This is a genomic window from Pseudomonas sp. MDV22-iso1, assembly GCF_058145095.1.
The window spans coordinates 251,502-267,340 of record NZ_JBYVMF010000003.1 but is presented as its reverse complement, the minus strand read 5'-3'; the positions used below and the strand labels follow the sequence as shown (position 1 = coordinate 267,340).

16 protein-coding genes are annotated in these 15,839 nt (G+C 62.0%); 1 reads left to right on the top strand and 15 read right to left on the bottom strand.

Annotated elements, in window-relative coordinates:
• Window positions 1-46: 46 nt before the first annotated feature.
• The 15 genes from AC3ZVB_RS05780 to antA form a co-directional block, all read right to left on the bottom strand.
• Entirely contained in the window at window positions 47-1,279 is a 1,233-nt protein-coding gene (locus tag AC3ZVB_RS05780; RefSeq protein WP_194690403.1) for a dienelactone hydrolase family protein, read from the bottom strand.
• Window positions 1,280-1,307: 28 nt separating this feature from the next.
• Window positions 1,308-2,096, bottom strand: coding sequence for an SDR family oxidoreductase (locus AC3ZVB_RS05775; protein WP_490146015.1), 789 nt, complete (start codon window positions 2,094-2,096; stop codon window positions 1,308-1,310).
• Window positions 2,093-2,686 carry a cysteine hydrolase family protein gene (locus AC3ZVB_RS05770; protein ID WP_490146014.1) on the bottom strand — a complete coding sequence of 198 codons (594 nt, stop codon included), beginning with the start codon at window positions 2,684-2,686 and terminating at the stop codon, window positions 2,093-2,095. Before AC3ZVB_RS05770 ends, AC3ZVB_RS05775 begins: the two co-directional genes overlap by 4 nt.
• Complete coding sequence (locus AC3ZVB_RS05765; RefSeq protein ID WP_490146013.1) at window positions 2,686-3,219, bottom strand: aromatic-ring-hydroxylating dioxygenase subunit beta; 534 nt, start codon at window positions 3,217-3,219, stop codon at window positions 2,686-2,688. Before AC3ZVB_RS05765 ends, AC3ZVB_RS05770 begins: the two co-directional genes overlap by 1 nt.
• On the bottom strand, window positions 3,209-4,540 hold the full coding sequence (locus tag AC3ZVB_RS05760) for an aromatic ring-hydroxylating dioxygenase subunit alpha (protein ID WP_162439758.1): 1,332 nt from the start codon (window positions 4,538-4,540) through the stop codon (window positions 3,209-3,211). The genes AC3ZVB_RS05765 and AC3ZVB_RS05760 overlap by 11 nt, the downstream gene beginning before the upstream one ends.
• A gap of 17 nt (window positions 4,541-4,557) precedes the next feature.
• Window positions 4,558-5,502, bottom strand: a complete 945-nt coding sequence (locus tag AC3ZVB_RS05755) for a PDR/VanB family oxidoreductase (RefSeq protein WP_490146012.1) — start codon at window positions 5,500-5,502, stop codon at window positions 4,558-4,560.
• Window positions 5,503-5,744: 242 nt separating this feature from the next.
• Window positions 5,745-6,548: an alpha/beta hydrolase gene (locus AC3ZVB_RS05750; protein WP_490146011.1), complete on the bottom strand. Its 804-nt coding sequence runs from the start codon at window positions 6,546-6,548 to the stop codon at window positions 5,745-5,747.
• Between the two features lie 6 nt (window positions 6,549-6,554).
• Window positions 6,555-7,241, bottom strand: coding sequence for an ABC transporter ATP-binding protein (locus AC3ZVB_RS05745; protein WP_194690397.1), 687 nt, complete (start codon window positions 7,239-7,241; stop codon window positions 6,555-6,557).
• Window positions 7,234-7,983: an ABC transporter ATP-binding protein gene (locus tag AC3ZVB_RS05740; RefSeq protein ID WP_194690396.1), complete on the bottom strand. Its 750-nt coding sequence runs from the start codon at window positions 7,981-7,983 to the stop codon at window positions 7,234-7,236. Before AC3ZVB_RS05740 ends, AC3ZVB_RS05745 begins: the two co-directional genes overlap by 8 nt.
• Window positions 7,980-8,996, bottom strand: a complete 1,017-nt coding sequence (locus AC3ZVB_RS05735) for a branched-chain amino acid ABC transporter permease (protein WP_490146010.1) — start codon at window positions 8,994-8,996, stop codon at window positions 7,980-7,982. The genes AC3ZVB_RS05740 and AC3ZVB_RS05735 overlap by 4 nt, the downstream gene beginning before the upstream one ends.
• Window positions 8,997-9,006: 10 nt before the next feature.
• Window positions 9,007-9,918 (bottom strand): branched-chain amino acid ABC transporter permease, encoded by a 912-nt coding sequence (locus AC3ZVB_RS05730; RefSeq protein ID WP_162439752.1) that lies wholly within the window; start codon window positions 9,916-9,918, stop codon window positions 9,007-9,009.
• Between the two features lie 66 nt (window positions 9,919-9,984).
• Window positions 9,985-11,145 carry an ABC transporter substrate-binding protein gene (locus AC3ZVB_RS05725; RefSeq protein WP_162439751.1) on the bottom strand — a complete coding sequence of 387 codons (1,161 nt, stop codon included), beginning with the start codon at window positions 11,143-11,145 and terminating at the stop codon, window positions 9,985-9,987.
• 104 nt (window positions 11,146-11,249) lie between these two features.
• The gene (gene antC, locus AC3ZVB_RS05720) at window positions 11,250-12,272 is read right to left on the bottom strand and encodes an anthranilate 1,2-dioxygenase electron transfer component AntC (RefSeq protein WP_490146009.1); all 1,023 of its coding nucleotides are present in this window, start codon (window positions 12,270-12,272) and stop codon (window positions 11,250-11,252) included.
• 19 nt (window positions 12,273-12,291) lie between these two features.
• Window positions 12,292-12,783, bottom strand: a complete 492-nt coding sequence (antB, locus tag AC3ZVB_RS05715) for an anthranilate 1,2-dioxygenase small subunit (protein WP_194690394.1) — start codon at window positions 12,781-12,783, stop codon at window positions 12,292-12,294.
• Between the two features lie 2 nt (window positions 12,784-12,785).
• Window positions 12,786-14,189, bottom strand: a complete 1,404-nt coding sequence (gene antA / locus AC3ZVB_RS05710; RefSeq protein ID WP_490146008.1) for an anthranilate 1,2-dioxygenase large subunit — start codon at window positions 14,187-14,189, stop codon at window positions 12,786-12,788.
• A 359-nt stretch (window positions 14,190-14,548) separates the two neighbouring features.
• On the opposite strand from antA, the gene AC3ZVB_RS05705 reads away from it, so the two are divergent.
• The gene (locus AC3ZVB_RS05705) at window positions 14,549-15,799 is read left to right on the top strand and encodes an OprD family porin (protein WP_162439747.1); all 1,251 of its coding nucleotides are present in this window, start codon (window positions 14,549-14,551) and stop codon (window positions 15,797-15,799) included.
• The last annotated feature ends 40 nt before the right edge of the window (window positions 15,800-15,839 follow it).

The following is a 15,839-nucleotide window of genomic DNA, read 5'->3' as shown; positions in this document are numbered from 1 at the left end:
GGCCGATCTGTTGCATGACAGATCGGCCTTTTTTCTTACCCGGTCGTTATTGCTCGCTTTGCGTCCAGCGCCCCATCAACGTGTTGGACGGCCGCTGTTCATCCAGCAACTTCCTCGCCGTTTCCACCCCGGCCACCGGCAGCCCCTCAGGGTTCAACAAGCCAATCTGCACCAGCACACTGGCCTGGTCCCAGTAGATGTGCTCGTGATACAGCTTGTCCCCGCGAAACTTGATCACCCCCAGCATCGGAATCTCGACGTACTTGCCGGTCGGTGCCACGTTGGGCAGCATCCAGTCGATTTCGGTGCTGTGGGTAAAGCACATGATGAATTCATCAACGATCTGCAGTGCTCCGATGGTGCGGGAGATCGGGATGAGCTTCATGTCCGGCGGGTTGCCGTGGACAAAATGGTGCTGGTAGAAGCGGCTGAGTTCCTTGGCTCCGACACCGCCGGTCATGGTCGGAATATGGTTGACGTAGGGTTCGGCGACCATGGTTGCCATGGTGGCGGGCACGTCGCGGGTGTCGAACTCATGGCGGATGTGTTCTTCCCACAGGGCGGACAGGTTGAAGTGCGGGCCGATCTCGCGCTTGAGTGCGGCGATACTGCGTTCATGGGCCATCAGCGAGGCGGACTTGTCGAAGTGCGCGCTGCCGGCCCGGGCGAAGGCGTGGTCGACGCCTGGGTACACGTAGATTTCGGTTTTGTCGTTGCCGCCGAGGTGCTCGCTGATCCGGGCGCGTGCACTGGCGTCGCAGTAGCCATCGTTTTCGGCAAAATGCAGTACCAAGCGGCCCTTGAGGTTTTCCGACTCGTGCAGCAGGTGTTCGATGCCCATGCCGTAGTAGCCGACGGCGCAGGCCACATCGGTTCGCGTGGCGGTGAGCCAGGCCAGTTTGCCGCCCATGCAGAACCCGACATAGCCCAGGCCCGTGCCTTCGACTTCAGGCAATGCACGCAGGGCGGTGAAGCAGGCGTCGATGTCGCCGACGGCCTTGTCCATGTCCAGGCGCTGAAACAGATCAATGGCGACGGCAAAGTCCGCTTCGGTGTAGCCCAGGTCAACGCCCGGCTGAAGGCGCCAGAACAGGTCCGGCACCAGCGCCACGTAACCTTCCTCGGCATAGAAATCGGCTACTGCGCGCATGTTGGCGTTGACCCCGAAAATCTCCTGGCCGATCACCACGCCGGGGCCCTTGCCGCTGGCGGGCAGGGCCAGGTAAGCGCCGAACGTGGCGCTGCTGTCCGTTGCCTGGATCTCAATCATCTTGCCCATGTCATCTACCCCATTCGGTTATCAGGTTTTATTGGCTGTCACGGTGTTGCTGGAACCACACCCGCGGCGACACGCCACGGTCTGGCCCGAGAATCGAAAAGCCGCCGTCTACTGGCACATCGACACCGGTCATCCAGCTTGCACCGGCGCTGCACAGAAAAGCCACCACGCTGCCGATCTCATGGCCACGGCCGATGCGCCCGAGCGGGTGAAAAGGTGCCCCGACGCGATCCGCCAGGTCCGGGTCGTTGTCGCTGAAGTCGGCGACGCTGGGCGACCAGGTCCAGGCCGGGGATACGCTCAGCACCCGGATGTGCTCCGGGGCCAGGGTCATGGCCAGGTTCTTCGTCAGTTGCAGGATGCCGGCCTTGGAGGCGGGGTACAGCGCGCGCCCGGCCGCGCCGAATTTGCCGCCGGTGCTGCCCATGTTGATGACCACGCCACCGGCGGGCAGATGCACGGCGGCTTTCTGGGTAAAGATGGCCGCCGACACCAGATTGACGTTCAGGGTTTTCAGCCATTGTGCGCGGTCCGAGGCCAGTCCCTGATCGGCGTACAGGCACGCGTTGTTGACCAGGATGTCGAGCCTGCCGAAGCGCTCCAGCGTGGCGGCGATGCAGGCGTCGATGTCTTCGTCACGCTCCACGTCGCAGGCTGAAAACGCGCAGTTCATTGTTTGCGCCAATGCCTGGCCAGCGTCGGCGTTGCGCCCCACCAGCATCACTCGGGCGCCCTCGGCTAACAGTTGCCGTGCGATATCCAGTCCCAGCCCCTGAGTACTGCCGGTGACAATCGCAACTTTGCCTTCGAGCATCATGACCATTCCTCCAGTGCTTGCGTGACGGGGCTGATACGGGCTATCACCGCCATGCTCGCCAGCGAGGCCGCATGCATGCCGCTGTCTGCGCTGGCGCAGGCATCTGCCGCCACCGTCACCTCGAATCCGCAATCCACCGCATGGCGCACCGTGCTTTCCACCACGGAGTGGGTCGCCACGCCAGCGATCAGCAGGTGCGAAGGATTGAACTGGCGCACCACGGTTTCCAGCGCCGAGCCAAAAAAAGCGTTGATCCGGTGATGGGTGATGACGAACTCATGATGGCTGTCCAGCGGCGCCAGGGCGCTGAAAAACTCCGCGCCCCAACTGCTTTCCCGGACTGCGCCGAGGCTGGCGACCGTGCGCAGGATCGGCGCGTTCTGGATCAGGTCGCCGTAGTCCGCACGGAACGCCACGCGCACGTGGACGATGGGCCAGCCCTTGGCGCGTGCGCCGGCGAGCAGTCGGCCGGCCGCTTCGAGCAGCGCAGCACGCGCGCGGTCATCGGCGCCCAGCCCGACCCGAATCTTGCCCTCGGGGTGCAATACGTCGTTTTGATAGTGCAGGGCGATCACCACCGGCGCGCTCATCACACGAACACCTCAAGATTGGCGAACACGTCGTTGCAGTTGATCAGGTCCACACGCTTGAGCTGGATCTGCCAGCCACCACCGTCCTGGGCGGCCAATTTGTAGGTGTAGCGACCGGCGAGCTGGCGCTGTTCCAGGCGCCATTCGCTGTACTGGAAGCTCGCGCTGATCACCAGCAGGCCCTCGGCGTCGAGCCCCTCGACCATCACATTGCCGACCAGGTGCGCGGTTTGGGTCTGCGGTTGCTGGGACCAGTTGCGAGCGTTCTCCACCCGCCGAATCCGCACCTCACGCAGCATGCGGTTTTCCCAGAACAGCGAGATATGATCGAACGGGTCGGCCTGCTCGTGTTTGTGCGGCACCCAGTACATACCGGTGTCGGTGAACAGCTTGTCCCACTCCCAGAAACGCCGCTCATCCAGCAGGCGCGCCTCCCGGTAAAGAAATTGTTCGAGCTGGCGCAGGGTCTCGACGGGCACATGGGCGGGGGTCAACTGGCGGGTGTCGACGTCGATTCGGCGGTCAAGCAGCATGGGTGCTCTCCTTGGCGATCAGCGTGGCGGTCATGAACTGTTTCCAGGCGGCGAACTGGTTGCGCATCGGCAGTTCGCTGGTGCCGTTGGTGGACACCGCGCCGTCGTCCAGCAGCTGATCGGTACCGACGTAGCGGTGCATGCTGATCCACTCGCCACCGCGGGTCATGTTGCCTTCCTGGCAGCGCGCATAAACCTCAACATCGTCGGGCATCACGTTGGAGGAGGGCGAGTTGATGACGTTGGCATAGGTCAGCGCGCGATCGAACACGGCCTCCGGCGCACCTTTGCAGCGGAAGGTCTGGATCTCGACCATGGTCTGGTCGACGGCGATCGGGCGGATCACCCGGAATTGCATGAACACCGTGTGCGGCGAGCCGCTGCCGTAGATCACCGTGTTGTGGCGGTTCATGCCCAGGATTTCCTTGGCACGCTGTTCGCCGTAGGCCTGGCTCAGGCATTCGAAATGAGCGCGGGAGACCTCGTCGCGCTCGGCGGCGGCCGGGTCGAAGATGGCTTCCATGTAGCCGTGGCCGTTGTGGTAAGCGCGCAGCTCGAGCTTTTCCCAGAAGTCATAGGGCTCGCCGTTGCCGTCCATGATCAGCAGCTCGAAGGGCATTTCACCGATGGCTTCGGCTTCGCCACGCGCAGCGTCAACCGACGATTCGTGGGTCACGCGAGCGTGCATGGTGTCGTGCAGGTTCTCGTAAAACACCTTCCAGTTCGAGCGTTGCTTGACGCGGAAAATGCCGCCCGCCACTTCGACTTCACCGACCGGTGAGCGGTCGCACAGGTTGTCGATGGAGGTGATGACGCCGCCCAGAAATGCTTTCAGGTCCGGTCCGAATGCGGCCTGGCTGGCAAACACAAACCCGCGATAGGTGTCGACGCGGGCCACACTGGCCATGGAGAAATCCGGATGTTTGGGGTCGTAGCAGGTGCCTTCGAAACCGCTCTTGAGCGGCGCCGACAGATGCTGGCCGTCGAGCTTGAAGGTCCAGGCGTGGTACGGGCAGCGGAAGAATTTGCCGACACTGCCGTCACCGTCGGCCACCAGTTTCGCGCCCTTGTGCGGGCAGCGGTTGTACAGCACGCTGACTTGCTGATTGGCGCCGCGCACCATGATGACATCCTGATCACCGATGCGCGTGGTGTGGTAGTCGCCGGGGTTCTTGACCTGGCTTTCGTGGCCGACGTAGATCCAGGCGTTGCCGTAGATGCGTTCCATTTCCAGCTTGAACAGGGTCGGGTCGGTGTAGACGCTCTTGTGAACGCTGTCCTCGCGGATCAAGGCAGCGATTTGCTCATTGGTCGGTATCACGGGATGTCCTCGGCTTGTCACAGATCGAGCACCAGCAGCGCGCTGCTGGCACGGGAGACACAGGTACAGAAACTGCCGCTGGCGCGGTCGCGCGCCGACAGGCAGATGTCGCGGTGATCGGGCTGACCGTCGATGACCTGGGCGACGCACACGCCACAGTCACCCCGTCGGCAGTCGAACATCGGGTCCAGGCCAGCCGCGAGCATGGCGTCCAGCACGCTTTGCCCGGCGGCGACTTGCAGGCTCACGCCGCTCTCGCGCAGGTGCACCTCAAAACCGTGATCACCGGCCATTTCCAGGGCGCCGCTGAACAGTTCGTAATGCAGGTGATCTTCGGCCCAACCCTGATCGCGGGCGCAGGCCAGTACGCTGTTGAGCAGGGCGGTCGGGCCGCAGATGTAGAGGTGCAGGCCCGGTCTTGGCGAGGCCAGGATTTCGGCGGCCGGGAAGCGCTTTTGCGGGTCGCCGCCGCTGATCCAGCAGTGGTGGTCCAGGCAGGCGCGGGCCTCTGGCAGATACGCCATCTGCACTTCATCACGACCGGCGTAGTGCAGGGTGAACGGCTTGCCCGCTGCTTGCAGCGATCTGGCCATGCTCAACATGGGCGTGATGCCGATGCCACCGGCGATCAGCAGGGCGTGTTCGGTGTTTTCACACAGCGGGAAGTGGTTGCGTGGTGCATCGGCCAGCAGTTCATCGCCGACCTTGAGCGAGTGCACCCAGCGCGATCCCCCTGTGCTCGTCTCTTCGAGCTGGACGGCGATTTCGTAGTGCTCGCCGTCAGGCAGGTTGACCAGGGAATAGGCACGGCGTTGAGCGCGATGGCCAGGGACATGCAACTCAAGGTGCGCCCCGGCGGTGAAGCCCGGCAGTCTCTGCGCGTTGCTGGATACCAGCAACATGCGGCGGATTCTGGGGGTCAAGGACTCGATCTGTTGGACCCTGAGCGAGAGGCTGGACATACGCAATTCCTGTCTGAATTCGTAGCCACTGTATGAAGCTTGAGGGGGTCAAAAAAGCCGCAAACGGCAAACCGGTATCCACTTTTGGCGAGAGTGATCCACTTCCTGAAAGCACCGCGCGCAATCTGGATACTGCACCCAGTACCCTGTAGGAGCGAGCTTGCTCGCGATGGTCGTCAACGATGACGCGGGGATCCTGATTCCCCGCGGTGTTCTCTGCTTCATCGCGAGCAAGCTCGCTCCTACAAGGAATGGGGTTTCAGGTGTTTCAATAGCGCATGCAACTGTTCGCCATCCGCCCGGGCCAGGTCGTCCAGCACTGCAAAGTGATGACACCCTGCAAGCTCGACAAGGCTCACGGCCTGCCCGGCCTCGTGACAGGCAGTGGCGTAGTCGCGTGAGTGCCGGATCAGTTCCGGTAATTCATCCGCGCCCACGGTCAGCAATAACGGCGCGCCATCGCCGATCAGCCGCTGGGGGCTGTAGCGCTGAATGTCTTCTGCGCTCAGGTGCAGCTTGTCGTTCAGCCAGCAGTGACTGATGGGGTCCAGTTCCATCAGGCCGCTGATGGGCATGGCCAGGGTCACCAGCGGGTGCTGGCGATACAGCGCGGTCAGATGCCCGCCCGCCGAGTGTCCGCACAGCACCACCTGCTGACCGATGTTCAAGGCTTCGCGATGCTTCAGCAGATAGTCCAGTGCCTTGCCGATTTGCCCGACGATGGTGCCCATGCTCGCCTCGGGCGCCAGGGTGTACTCCAGCAATCCGACATTGAACCCGGCTTCGATCAGGCCTTCGGCGACGAAGGCATAGTCGTCCTTGTCCGAGGCCTGCCAGTAACCGCCATGAATGAACAGCACTGTCGGCGCCCCGGCATCCGCCTGGGCATACCAGTCGAAACGCTCGCGCAGGGCCTCGCCATACGGCACGTCTCGTTGCCAGGCATGGCGTGCGTAGGTCTCGGCGCTGCACTGGCGAAAACGCTGCATGATCTGTGGAAAATCACCCACGGCGGCGACGTTGTTGTAGGCCTGATCGAGGTCCATGGCGGTTCACACTCCCAAGTAGCGTTGCGACAGTTCCGGTTGTGCCGCCAGTTCCAGCGGTGTGCCGTCCCAGACCTGGCGTCCCTTCTCGATAATGTGATGACGGTCGACCACCCGCGCCATTTCCTTGAGGTTCTTGTCGATCACCAGAATCGTCTCGCCCTCGGCCTTGAGCGTGGCCAGGCAATGCCAGATCTGCTCGCGAATGATCGGTGCCAGGCCTTCAGTGGCTTCGTCGAGAATCAGCAGGCTGGGGTTGGTCAGCAGTGCGCGGCCGACCACCAGCATCTGCTGCTCGCCGCCCGACAACGTGCGTGACAGCTGGTCCTGGCGTTCCAGCAAACGCGGGAACAGTTCATAGACCCGCGCCAGGTCCCACTTGCCCCGCGTGGCGGTGGCCAGCAGGTTTTCCCGCACGCTCAAGGTGCCGAAGGCGCGGCGGCCTTCCGGCACCAGCCCCAGGCCCGCCTTGGCGATGCGAAAGGGCGCTGCACCGCGCATTTCCGTGCCGTTGATGCGGATGCTGCCGGCACTGGGCTTGAGCAATCCCATGATCGATTTGACCGTGGTGGTCTTGCCCATACCGTTGCGGCCGATCAGCGATACCACCTGGCCTTGCTCGATGCTCAGGTGCATGTCGAACAGCACCTGGCTCAACCCGTAGCCCGCTTTCAAGCCTTGAACTTCAAGCATGTTCTTCTCCCAGGTAAGCGGCCCGCACTTGCGGATCGTTGCGCACTTGCTCGACGCTGCCGGTCAGCACCGTCTGGCCGTACACCAGCACCGTAATGCGGTCGGCGAGGGCGAATACCGCGTCCATGTCGTGTTCAACCAGCAGGATCGCGTAGCGGCCCTTGAGGCTTTGCAGCAGCTCGGTCATGCGCGCGGATTCGTCGGCGCCCATCCCGGCCATCGGCTCATCGAGCAACAGCACCGACGCTTCCTGTGCCAGCGCCAAGGCGATCTCCAATTGCCGCCGTTCGCCATGGGACAGCTCGTGGACCGGGTCTTGCGCGCGAGGGCCCAGGCCCACCTGCTGCAAATAGCCCAGCGCCGGTTCCAGCAGGCGGGTATCGCGGCTCAACGGACGCCACATGCCGAACGCCTTGCCTTCGCGGGCGGCGATGGCCAGGGCGATGTTCTCCAGCAGCGTAAACTCGGTGTACAGCTGACTCACCTGGAAAGCCCGTGCCAGACCCAGGCGCGGCCGTTGCCAGGCCGGCACGCGAGTGATGTCCTTGCCGTTGAGGTGGACCTGGCCCTGATCGGGGAAAATCTCCCCGGCGATCTGCGCAATCAGCGTGGATTTACCAGCGCCGTTAGGGCCGATGATGGCGTGCAATTCGCCCTTGGCCAGTTCAAGGCTGGCGCCGTTGGTGGCTTTCACCGCACCGAAGGATTTGTACAGATCACGAATCGACAGTTGTGAGCTCATGGGCGTGCCTCCACGGCGACGTTCGGTTTGACGGCCACCACCTTCGGTTTGCGCTGCAACACGCTCAGCAGCAATCCGTAAACGCCTTTCTTGCCGAACAGCACCACCAGCAGCAACAGGGGGCCGAAGATCAACATCCAGTGTTCGGTCCATTGGCTCAGTACCTGTTCAAGGCCCAGGTAGGTGGCCGCGCCCAGCAGTGGGCCGATCAGGGTCCCGACGCCGCCGAGGATCACCATCGCCATCAGCTCGCCGGACTTGTGCCAGGCGCCCATGTCGGGGCTGACGAACAGTGCGTAGTTGGCCCACAGAATCCCTGCCAGACCACCGCCGGTGCCGGCAATCACAAACGCCGTCAGGCGATAGCGCAAGGGTTTGAAGCCCAGGCTGACGCTGCGCCGCTCGCTCTGCTTGAGCCCGCGCAGCACGTAACCAAAACGCGAATTGACCAGCCGCCGGCACAGCAGCAACCAGCCGGCCAGCAGCGCTACGCACAGGTAATAGAAGTGGTTGGGGTCACCCAGGTCCAGTGTGCCGAGGGTATTGCGCCCGTTGAGCAGAATGCCGTCGTCGCCGCCATACAGCGACAGCGATCCGAGCACGAAATAGAGCATCTGGCCGAATGCCAGGGTGATCATGATGAACTGCACACCGCTGGTGCGCAGCGACAGATAACCCACCAGCAGCGAGAGCAGCGCACACACCAGCAGGGCCAGCGGCCACACCACCAGCGCGCTGTTGCTGCCTTGCCAGCCCCACAGCGGCATGCCTTGCGAGGTGTGAAAGGCAACGATGCCGACGATGTAACCGCCCAGGCTGAAGAACGCGGCATGGCCGAAGCTGACCATGGCGCCGTAACCGATCAGCAGGTCCAGGCTGACAGCCGCCATGCCGTAGATCGCCAGGCGGGTGAAAAAGCTGACCAGATAAGGTTCGTGTAACCAGTGGGCCAGCAGCGGCATGCAGGCGAAGGTCGCCAGGCACGCAAGATCGATGATGAGACGGGGTGACATAGCGTTCTCCTCAGGCGCGGGCCGGCAGCAGGCCGCGCGGACGCACCAGCAGCACCAGGGCCATGACGATGTAGGCGCTGGCGGAAATCAGCCCGGCGCTCAGGGTGCTGCTGGTGTCGCTGGGCAGCAGTTGGTCCAGCAACGGCGGAATGTAGGCACGGCCCAGGCTGTCGACCATGCCGATCAGCAAGGCGCCCACCAGCGCACCGCGCACCGAGCCGACGCCACCAACGACGATGACCACAAAGGTGGTGATCAGGATCTTCTCGCCCATGCCGATCTCCACCGACAGCAACGGTGCCGCCATGAATCCGGCCAGCCCGCACAGCACGCAGCCAAAGACAAACACCAGGGTGTACAGCCGGGCGATGTTGACGCCCAGTGCACCGACCATTTCATGGTCGTCGGCACCGGCGCGAATCAGCATGCCCAGGCGCGTGTGGTTGATCAGCAGCCACATGCCGATCGCCACGAGCAGCCCGGCGGCGATGAACAGCAGCCGGCTGACCGGGTACATCAGCCCCGGCAGCACTTCGACAAAGCTTGAATACCATTCAGGCGTGGGCATTGCCGGCGGGCTGCGGCCGAAGATCAGGGTCAGCAGTTCGTTGCTGAAGAACACCACGGCCAGGGTCGCCAGCACCTGATCCAGGTGATCGCGTTGGTAGAGGCGGCGCATGATCGAGGTTTCGATCAGCACGCCGTAGCAGGCCGAGCCAATCAGCGCAGCCAGGCCACCCAGCCAGAACGAACCGGTGGCCATGGCGGTGTAGGCGGCGCAGAAGGCGCCCACCATGTAAAAGGCACCATGGGCGAGGTTGATCACGCCCATGATGCCGAAAATCAGGGTCAGGCCGGAGGCCAGCAGAAACAGCAAAGCGCTGTATTGCAGGCCGTTGAGAATCTGTTCGAGCAATAACATGACTGCGTTCCTCATGAAAACGCCCCGCAGGTGTTCTGCGGGGCGAGGACGGGGCTCAGAGACCGGTCAGATCGAGCATTGAGCGGCGTAGCTGTCGACGTGGCGGGTCGCCAGGGTCTTGATCGGCACTTCGATCAGCTTGCCGTCGGCGCCGGTCTGCACTTGCAACAGGTACCAGTCGATGACCGGGTGCCGGTTCTGGGCGAAGCTGAAGTCACCGCGAATGGAGTCGAACTTGACGTTCTTCATCGCCGCGCGAAAGGCCGGTTGGTCTTTCAAATTGCCCTGGGAGGCTTTCAGGGCGGCGCCGATCAGCCGTGCCGTGTCGTAGGTTTGAGCGGCATACACCGTAGGGACGCGCTTGTACTTCTCGGTGAACGCCTTGATGAAGGCCTGGTTGGCCGGGTTGTCCGATTGCGGGTTCCACAAGGTCACAACGTTGGTGCCCTTGGCCACGTCGCCGACAGCGGCGAGCATGCGTTCATCCATGGAGAACACCGGTACGACCATCGGAACCTGTGCCGACAGGCCCGAGCCGCCGTATTGCTTGGCGAAGTTGATACCGCCGCCGCCCGGGTGAAACTGGAAAATTGCGTCCGGCGCCAGTGAGCGCACGCGTGCCAGTTCTACCGAAAAGTCGAGCTGATTGAGCTTGGTGTAGATCTCGGTCACTTCGCCCTTGTAGGTGCGCTTGAAGCCGGCGAGCGCGTCACGGCCACCCTGATAGTTAGGCGCCAGAATCACCATTTTCTTGTAGCCCAGCTCGTTGGCGGCGACACCGGCCATTTCGTGCGGGGTATCGTTCTGGTAGGAGCCGACGAAGTAGTTGGCCATGCACTTTTCGCCGGCAAGGGTCGAAGGCGCGGTGTTGTTGCTGACGTAGAACGCGTCCTTGGTGGTGGTGTTGATCACGGCCGCCAGTACGTTGGAAAAAATCACTCCGGTGTACAACGAGATGCCGTCCAGGCTCATACGGTCGGCGATCTGCTTGGCCTTGGCCGGTTGCAGGCCATCGTCTTCCACAATGAGTTGCACCGGCACGCCGCCGAGCTTGCCGTCTTCCTGGTCGATCGCCAGCTGGAAGCCGTCGCGCGAGTCTTCGCCGAGGTAACCGGCGGGGGTGGAGAGGGTGGTGATGAAGCCGATTCGGACAGGCTCCACGGCCTGCGCAGCCGTCGCGGCGCAGAGGGAAGTTGCCAGACATGCACGCAATACCAGGTTTTTCATGAGGCGGCCTATGAAGTAGGTCGTGCCAACGCACGGTAGATGTCGATGAGGGCAGTGATGCAGTGTTCGGTCGGGCCGATTAATTGTTGTTATGGGGTGCGGTGTCAGCTGTTGCTCTCGGTGAACTTCTCCAGGTAAAGGCGGCTTTGATCCAGGCCGTGTTGCTGGCGCCAATCCTTGATCGACTCGACCATTGGCGGCGGGCCGCACAGGTACAGGTCGAACGGCTGGTCGCGCAGTTCAGCCAGTTCGAGGTGTTCGGCGATGTAACCGGTCCTGCCCGGCCAGTCGGGGTTGGGATTGCTGACCACGGGGGTAAAACGAAACCCTGGAATCCGTGCGGCATAGGCCTCGATGCGCGAGACCTCGCACAGGTCCGCGGCTTCGCGCACGCCGTAGTACAGGTGCACCGGGTGGCCGCAGCCTTGCCGGTCGGCAATCTGCTCGAGCATGCCGAGGAAGGCCGACAGCCCGGTGCCGCCGGCGACCATCACCAGTGGGCGGTCGATATGGCGCAAGTAGAAGGCACCCAGCGGCGCCTCCATGTGGATCACGTCACCGACCTGGCAGCGATCGCGCACGTAGTCCGTCATCACGCCGCTGGGCAGCAGCCGAATAAGAAACTGCAAGTGGCTGCTGCCCGGCGCGCAGGCAAAGGAATACGAACGCCGATGCTCGGTGCCCGGTACTTGCAGGCGGGCGTACTGGCCCGGCAAGTAGTCCAGCGCTGCGCCCGCTGCACCGACCTCCACGTGCACGATGGCGGTGGTCGGAGAGACCTGCCGCACCTCGCTGACAGTGCCTTGCAGGCTGCTCGGGCCATTGCTGCCGCAAAGGCTGGAATCGAAATCGAAGTAGAAGGCAGCGTCCGACTGCACGCGCGTCTGGCAGGTCAGCACCTTGCGTTCGGCCAGGTCGCTGGCCGACAAGGCTTCATCGTCCACGTAGTCCTGGGTGTACTGCCCGGATTCACAGCGGCCCTGGCAGGTCGCGCAAACCCCTTCGCGGCAGTCCAACGGAATCTTGATCCCGCTGCGCAGGGCCGCGTCGAGCAGGATTTCATTGTTCTGCACGTTGCAGAAGAGTGTTTTGCCGTCGGCGAAACTGAAGGCGACCTTGTGCGTCATAAGCGTTAATCCGCAGGGTTCAAAGATGGTAGAAATCGAGCACGGAGTTGATCGTGTCGTTGAGCAGCACCACGTGTTTGCGGGCGATTTTCCAGCTCTCGCCGTCGGGGCGCAGGCGGTACGTGGCGCGGCCGAAGAATTGCTCGGCGGTCTGCATGCGGTAGTACAGGGTGCTCCAGTTGACGCGCACCTCCAGCTCATCGTCCTGCAGCGGCGCAATGCGCACGTTGCTGATCAGGTGCAGGGTGCGCGGCATCGGGATGGTCGACGCGGCCTTGCCGGTGCGAATGCGGAACACCCGGTCTTCCAGGCCGCCCCGGTTGGGGTAATAAATCAGCGACATGCCTTTTTTCGGGTCGGTGGTGTAGACGTGCTCCGAATCCCATTGCGGCAGGTGGAATTCGCTGTCGTCGCTGAACATGTCCAGGTAGGTGTCCCAGTCCTGGGCATCACAGGCTTCGGCGTTGCGGTAAAGAAATTGCTCGACGCGGTATTGCAGTTGCGAATTCATGTTCACACCTCACGCAGTTTCAACGGTTGTTGTTCGGCCGCCTTGCGCGCCAGGCCTTCGAGCAAAAAGCGCTGCCAGTTGGCGTGCTGATTGACGTACAGGCCTTCATGGGTGAATTCGGTGCCGGTCAGTGCCGGAGCGATGCCAATGGTCTCGCTGTTGCGGGTGGCGCCTTCGACCCACTTGCCGTGGCCACGGGAAATGTCGCTCCAGCGTTCCAGGCGGGCCTGGAAGCCGCGCTGGGCTTCACGGAATTCCACCAGGTCATCGGGGGTGCCCATGCCGGACACGTTGAAGAAGTCTTCGAACTGGCGGATGCGGTTTTCCCGATCCGCATCTGACTCGCCGACCACGCCCAGGCAGAAGCTGTTGATCTCGGTCTTGTTCCAGGCCAGCGGGCGGATGATCCGCAACTGCGAGCTGATCTGGTCGAGGAAGAACATGCTCGGGTAGACGTTCAGGTTGCGCAGGCGATGCATCATCCACTCGGCCTTGCCCTGGCCGTGTTCCTGGACCAGGCGCGGCATGATGCTGGCGTAGCCCGGGCGCACGGCCGGGTTGGGCATGTCGCTGAACAGCAAGCTGTGGCCGTTGTGGAACGCGAACCAGCCGTCGTCGGTTTCCTTGTCGCCGGCACCCAGCTTGCTGTAGTCAAGGGTGTCGCTGGCGGTGAGGCCTTTTTCGGCGTTGACCTGCTGGCGGTGCTGCACGGTGGCCACGTAGTTGTAGTGCACGGTGCTGACGTGATAACCGTCCAGGCCGTTCTCGTTCTGCAGTTTCCAGTTGCCTTCGTAGGTGTAGGCCGACTTGCCCGGCAGGACTTCGAGCTGACCGGTCGGCGACTGCGCGACCATCATGTCGAAGAAGACCTTGGCGTCACCGAGGAAGTCTTCGAGGGTGTCGGTGCCTTCCACGCTGAGACTGACGAATACAAAGCCGTTGTAGCTTTCGATACGAGCCTTTTTCAGACCACGGGTGGCCTTGTCGAAATCTTCGGGGTATTCGCCCGGCGCCTTGACCTTTACCAGTCGGCCGTCGCTTTTGTAGCACCAGGCGTGGAAGGGGCAGGTGAAGGTTGACTGGTTACCCTTGCCAACGCGGGTGAGGGTGGTGCCGCGGTGCTGGCAGGCATTGATCAGGGCGTTGAGACGACCTTCACCGTCGCGGGTGATGATCAGCGGCTGGCGCCCGGCACGCAGGGTCATGAAGTCGTGATTATTGGCGATCTCGCTTTCGTGGCAGGCGTAGATCCAGTTCTTCTCGAATATCAGTTCCATTTCCAGATCGAACAATTCCGGGTCGGTAAACATATCGCGGGCAATACGATAAGCACCGTCTTGCGGACGGAAGTCCAAGCAACTTTCTATGTAACTTTTCCACTGTTCGACACTTCGTGCAGTTGTCATATCCCGGTCCTCGGCCAATGGGCTAATTCATGGGTTCATTTAATGACGTGGTGGCGAGCCCGGTCTATCCGGTTATTAGTGGAAACCCATCCGCAAAATAAGCTCTATTTTTGGTTGATAGCGCAATAGCCCAGTAAATACAGGCTTTCGTCGCGTCTGGCGGCTGAGCAATCGGCTAATTGTCTTTCAGTAACGGGATAGCCGTTGACGAACTTATTGCGGCTTAATTTCAATCGAAGCACCACCAGAGTGTCTCGCTGCAGGTCACTGGGAACTGCCATTGCTCATGGCCTTGGGTTCTGTGCCAGAAGGGCCTTCTATTAATGTTTGTTCTATACGCGGCAGGGGGAATAAATAATATGTTGGATAAGACGTGGCTCATACGGGGCGTTCAAACAGTTGGCTTGTTGACGCCATTATTGGCACAGGCGGATGTGGTCAGTGACAGCAAGCTGACGCTGGGTACCCGTAACTTTTACATCGATCGGGATTACAAAGAGGACAACCCGCCGCATTCACGGGTGGGCAGCTGGACCCAGGGTTTCGACCTGCGTTTCGCTTCCGGCTATACCGAAGGCCCGGTGCAGTTCGGCCTCGATGCAGAGGCGCAGTATGCCTATCGTCTGGACGGCGGTGGCGGGCGCGGAGATGACTCCATCATCCCCTACAGCCAAAGCCGTCAGGAGCAGGCCGATGACTATGGCCGTGGCGGTGTGACGCTGAAAATGCGCTACTCGAAAACCGAGCTGAAAGTCGGTGAGTTGCGGCCGTTTCTGCCCGTGGTGATCATCGACGACTCGCGCCAACTGGTCACGACCTATCGCGGTGCCTTGCTCGAGTCCAAGGAGGTCGACCGTCTGACATTGACCGCCGGACGGCTGACGGAGATCGGGGCGCGTAACTCTTCCAACTACGAAAAGCTGTACCTGCAGACCGGCTCCGGCGTGCGCCACGGCAGCGATGGCCTTAACCTCGCCGGCGCCAGCTATGCCTTCACCCCGTCGTTGACCGGCACCTACTTCTACGCACAACTGGAAGACATCTACCAACAGCACTACCTGGGTATCACCCATCTGGCAGACCTGGGTGACGGTTATGGGCTGAAGACCGACCTGCGTTACTTCAACAATAACGAAGATGGCGACGCCCTCTACGGCGACATCGACAACCGCTCCTACGGCGCCATGACCTCGCTGAAAAAGGGCGGGCATCGATTTGGCGTGGGCTACCAGCGCATGCTTGGCGACAGCAACTTCCCGACCTTGGGCGGCTATGTCCCGCAGCCGTTTCTGGTGAACTGGTCGCGGGTCGCGTTCATCAAGCCCAACGAAAAATCCTGGCAATTGCGTTATGACTACGACTTTGCCGCCCTCGGCGTCCCGGGCCTGACCTTCATGACCCGTTACTTCAAGGGTACGTCGGTGGACCGCGGCGGCGACCTCAGCCAGGCAGCAGAGCAGGAACGCAACCTGGTGCTGTCGTATGTGGTGCAAAGCGGTCCGCTCAAAGGCGTCGGTGTGGAGGCCGGCAACGTCGTCGCCAAATTCAGCCACGGTAATGACTGGGTGGAGAACCGCCTGATCACCACTTACACCTGGAAATTTTGGTAACGTCCTGCCCTCAAATCGAGCGCGGTTGGGCGCTGAAGTG

Bases quoted from the DNA above. Each gene is read 5' to 3' on its own strand.
- AC3ZVB_RS05780 (WP_194690403.1), bottom strand. From the start codon at position 1,279: ATGGGCAAGATGATTGAGATCCAGGCAACGGACAGCAGCGCCACGTTC.
- AC3ZVB_RS05775 (WP_490146015.1), bottom strand. From the start codon at position 2,096: ATGATGCTCGAAGGCAAAGTTGCGATTGTCACCGGCAGTACTCAGGGG.
- AC3ZVB_RS05770 (WP_490146014.1), bottom strand. From the start codon at position 2,686: ATGAGCGCGCCGGTGGTGATCGCCCTGCACTATCAAAACGACGTATTG.
- AC3ZVB_RS05765 (WP_490146013.1), bottom strand. From the start codon at position 3,219: ATGCTGCTTGACCGCCGAATCGACGTCGACACCCGCCAGTTGACCCCC.
- AC3ZVB_RS05755 (WP_490146012.1), bottom strand. From the start codon at position 5,502: ATGTCCAGCCTCTCGCTCAGGGTCCAACAGATCGAGTCCTTGACCCCC.
- AC3ZVB_RS05750 (WP_490146011.1), bottom strand. From the start codon at position 6,548: ATGGACCTCGATCAGGCCTACAACAACGTCGCCGCCGTGGGTGATTTT.
- AC3ZVB_RS05745 (WP_194690397.1), bottom strand. From the start codon at position 7,241: ATGCTTGAAGTTCAAGGCTTGAAAGCGGGCTACGGGTTGAGCCAGGTG.
- AC3ZVB_RS05740 (WP_194690396.1), bottom strand. From the start codon at position 7,983: ATGAGCTCACAACTGTCGATTCGTGATCTGTACAAATCCTTCGGTGCG.
- AC3ZVB_RS05735 (WP_490146010.1), bottom strand. From the start codon at position 8,996: ATGTCACCCCGTCTCATCATCGATCTTGCGTGCCTGGCGACCTTCGCC.
- AC3ZVB_RS05730 (WP_162439752.1), bottom strand. From the start codon at position 9,918: ATGTTATTGCTCGAACAGATTCTCAACGGCCTGCAATACAGCGCTTTG.
- AC3ZVB_RS05725 (WP_162439751.1), bottom strand. From the start codon at position 11,145: ATGAAAAACCTGGTATTGCGTGCATGTCTGGCAACTTCCCTCTGCGCC.
- antC (WP_490146009.1), bottom strand. From the start codon at position 12,272: ATGACGCACAAGGTCGCCTTCAGTTTCGCCGACGGCAAAACACTCTTC.
- antB (WP_194690394.1), bottom strand. From the start codon at position 12,783: ATGAATTCGCAACTGCAATACCGCGTCGAGCAATTTCTTTACCGCAAC.
- antA (WP_490146008.1), bottom strand. From the start codon at position 14,189: ATGACAACTGCACGAAGTGTCGAACAGTGGAAAAGTTACATAGAAAGT.
- AC3ZVB_RS05705 (WP_162439747.1), top strand. From the start codon at position 14,549: ATGTTGGATAAGACGTGGCTCATACGGGGCGTTCAAACAGTTGGCTTG.